A 3,663-nucleotide genomic window follows, 5' to 3' on the forward strand; every position below is an offset into this window, starting at 1 on the left:
CGATATTCTCCGGTGAGATTGATGTGTTCCCATCCGAGCGGCGAAACATGGGCCAAGAGATCGGGCGATAGCAGCTTTCCATCGCGTTTCTGGTTTGCAACGACCTCGCCGAGCTTCATGGTGTTCCAGAAGATGATGATGGCGGCGAGCAGATTCATGCCGGCGATGCGGTAATGCTGGCCTTCGGCGGAACGGTCGCGGATTTCACCGCGGCGGTGGAAGCTGATTGCCCGCTTCAGCGCATGATGAGCTTCGCCTTTGTTGAGCCCGATCTGGGCACGCCGTTGGAGTTCGGCATCCAGAATCCAGTCGATCATGAACAGGGTGCGCTCGACGCGACCGACTTCCCGCAGGGCTGTCGCGAGCTCGTTCTGCCGCGGATAGGAGGCGAGTTTCCGCAGAATCTGGCTTGGCGCGACGGTCCCGGCAGCAATGGTGGCGGCGATGCGCAGGATGTCGGGCCAATTGCGCTCGATCATGGCTTGGTTGACCTTTCCGCCGATCAACGCTCGCAGGTGCGCCGGGGCGGCCGACGGATTGAACGCGTAGAGCCGTTTGGATGGCAGGTCGCGGATGCGCGGAGCGAACCGGTAGCCGAGAATGGCACATGCGGCAAAGACGTGATCGGTGAAGCCGCCCGTGTCGGTGAACTGCTCGCGGATATGGCGTCCAGCATCGTTCATCAGCAGGCCATCGAGGATGTAAGGCGCTTCGCTTGCCGTTGCAGGAATCACCTGGGTTGCGAACGGCGCATATTGGTCGGAGACGTGGCTATAGGCTTTCAGGCCCGGGGTATTGCCATATTTCGCGTTGACCAGGTTCATGGCCTCACCTTGCTCTGTAGCGACGAAGAACTGTCCGTCGCTCGAAGCCGACGTGCCCATGCCCCAGAACCGGGCCATGGGTAACGCTGCCTGTGCCTCGACCACCATGGCCAGCGCCCGGTCATAGGCTTCGCCCTCGACATGCCACCGTCCAATGCGGATCAATTCCCAGAAGGTGTGGGTGTTTGTCGCATCCGCCATTTTGCGCAAGCCGAGGTTGATCCCTTCCGCCAAGATAACGTTCATTAGCCCGATCCGGTCAGCGCAGGGTGCTCCTGTGCGCAGATGGGTGAACGCTTCGGTGAAGCCGGTCGCCGCATCCACCTCCAGCAGGAGATCGGTGATGCGCGTGGGCGGGATCTGCTTGTAGAGATCGAGCACCAGATCTTCGGCGCCTGTCGGCGCGGCGGCTTCGAGTTTCTCGATATGCAGAACGCCGTTTTCAATCGACCCGCCCGGGATCGTGCCTGCGCGAGCGGCACGGCCAAGCTCGCGCAACCGCATGTCGAGGCGAGCTTGCCGGTCTGCCAGCCATTCCTCCGGCCGCAATGGCACAGCGAGACGACCGCCTTCCGCGATGGATTGTGCCGGAACGAGTGCGTGTTTCAGATCGCCATAGCGCCGGGACCTAGTAAGCCAGACATCTCCGGAGCGGAACGCATCGCGCAGATGGAACAGCACCGCGATCTCCCATAGGCGAGCGTCGCCAGCCCTCTGGGCCCGAAGGTGGCGATGCCATTTCGAGCTGGGCCGCAAGAAGCTGGTCATCGCGGCATCGTTCAAACCGGTACGAAGGGCCGTCACCGCTTCCAGAAGCGGCAGTGCAACGGGCGCAGCTCGCAGATCGAGCAGGCGCAACATGCGTGGAGCGTATCGGCGGAAGCGGTGATAACCGTCGAGCACATGATTGAGCGGATCGTCGGCCATGGTGGCGGTCAGCCTGGTTGCCATTGCAACAAGGGTTTTTAAGCCGTCCCACCCTGACCCACTCGCGATGACATCGCCCAGCGGCTGGCCATCATCCTGTGCATCGACCAGGGCGCCCCCGATCTCGGCGAAGGATTTCAGGGTGTCACGCACCACCCCCGCTTCGTCTGCGACCTTTGCATGGCAAATACGCTCCGAAGCACGGTAGAGACGGCCGACGATCCGGTCGTGGGTTTCGACCACTGCGTCGGCCAACATCGCCTGCCATTCCGAGACGCAAACAGCCAAGATCGCAAGCCGCCTGTCCTCCGGGAGATCGCGCATGCCGTCGGCATAATACCGTTCACCCTGCCTGCGCAGACGAGTCACCCGATGGGCAGGAACGCCGGCAAGCAGATCCTCGGGGAGATCGATGCGTTGCAGATATTCGAGCCGGTCGAGCAGCCGGTTGGCCGACGAAGAGTTCGAGCCAGGCTCGAACTGGCGCAGCCACACAAAACGGGTCACCCGATCATCAGCCGTCTCCTCGAGCAATGCCAGCAACTGTTCTCGGATCGACATAGGCAGCCGACTGGCGATCCTCGTCTCGATGCGTCGCTCGGCATCGACGAGAGCCGCGGCACAAAGCCGCTCGATCGTGGATGTCGCGGGAAGGACAGTGCGGGTGCGTCGGCACTCGGCTACGAAGCGACGGGCGATATCCTCGTTCGACACCGCCATCTCGGCTTCTCGGAACAACCATTCCTTCAGCTCGCTCGCACCACGTCCGGAGAAGGTGCGGAAGCCGTAGAGCCCCCGTAACTCGGCAAGATGCTCGTGCCGTGTTTCCTCGCGGGCAGCATAGTCTACGAGATCGTCGGCACCCAGGCCAAGCTGCGCTCCGATAAATTCGATGACCTCTGCAGGGATCAGTTCGCCTGGAGCCAGCACCCGGCCGGGATAGCGCAGGACACACAATTGCAGGGCGAAGCCGAACCTGTTGTGAGCGCGCCGACGCAGCCTGATATGCCCAAGGTCTTCATCACTCAGCGTATAGTGCTTGAGCAAATCCGTCTGTGAAGTCGGCAAGCGCAACAGCGCGTCTTTCTGCCGATCGGTTAGAGTGACGCGACGCGGCATACATGTTCCTTTTTCAAAATCTGATAGCGTTCAAGACGCTTTGTTTATGAAGCTGGTTGAGATACATTTCCAGAGGTCAATGCAATCGTGGCCGAAGCGCCGCCTCAAACCAACGTTTGTGATACATGCTGATCGGATATGCCCGCGTCTCCAAAGCCGATGGCTCGCAGTCTCTCGACCTGCAGCACGACGCCTTGCGCGCCGCAGGTGTCGAACGGGACAATATCTATGATGATCTTGCTTCCGGCGGTCGTGATGATCGCCCTGGCTTGACTGCCTGCCTCAAGTCATTGCGTGACGGCGATGTGCTGGTGGTCTGGAAGCTCGATCGCCTCGGACGATCGCTTGCCCATCTGGTCAACACGGTGAAGGAGCTGTCAGACCGCAAGATCGGCCTGCGGGTTCTGACTGGAAAGGGCGCTCAGATCGACACCACGACTGCGTCCGGTCGCATGGTGTTCGGAATCTTCGCCACCTTGGCCGAGTTCGAGCGGGATCTGATCCGAGAGCGCACCATGGCGGGTCTCGCCTCCGCGAGAGCGCGCGGTCGCAAGGGCGGACGAAAATTCGCGCTCACCAAAGCTCAGGTGCGTCTCGCGCAAGCCGCCATGGCCCAGCGCGATACTTCAGTTTCCGATCTCTGCAAGGAACTCGGCATCGAGCGCGTCACTCTCTACCGATATGTCGGTCCCAAAGGCGAGCTCAGAGACCATGGAAAGCATGTTCTCGGACTTACGTAGCAACTCGTTTCTTTTCGCAGGTTGAGCCCTGATGAATCCCCTAATGATTTTTA

General features: G+C 60.9%; 2 protein-coding genes. One reads left to right on the plus strand and one right to left on the minus strand.

Annotated features, from left to right (window positions below; genetic code table 11):
- On the minus strand, positions 1-2,870 hold a 2,870-nt coding region (locus HMPREF2596_RS03540), incomplete at its 3' end, for a Tn3 family transposase (protein WP_070849670.1).
- A gap of 125 nt (positions 2,871-2,995) precedes the next feature.
- On the opposite strand from HMPREF2596_RS03540, the gene HMPREF2596_RS03545 reads away from it, so the two are divergent.
- Positions 2,996-3,610, plus strand: coding sequence for a recombinase family protein (locus tag HMPREF2596_RS03545; RefSeq protein ID WP_000904906.1), 615 nt, complete (start codon positions 2,996-2,998; stop codon positions 3,608-3,610).
- Positions 3,611-3,663: the final 53 nt, after the last annotated feature.

Origin of the sequence: Neisseria sp. HMSC078C12 (assembly GCF_001838065.1) — a bacterium.
Taxonomy (GTDB): domain Bacteria; phylum Pseudomonadota; class Gammaproteobacteria; order Burkholderiales; family Neisseriaceae; genus Neisseria.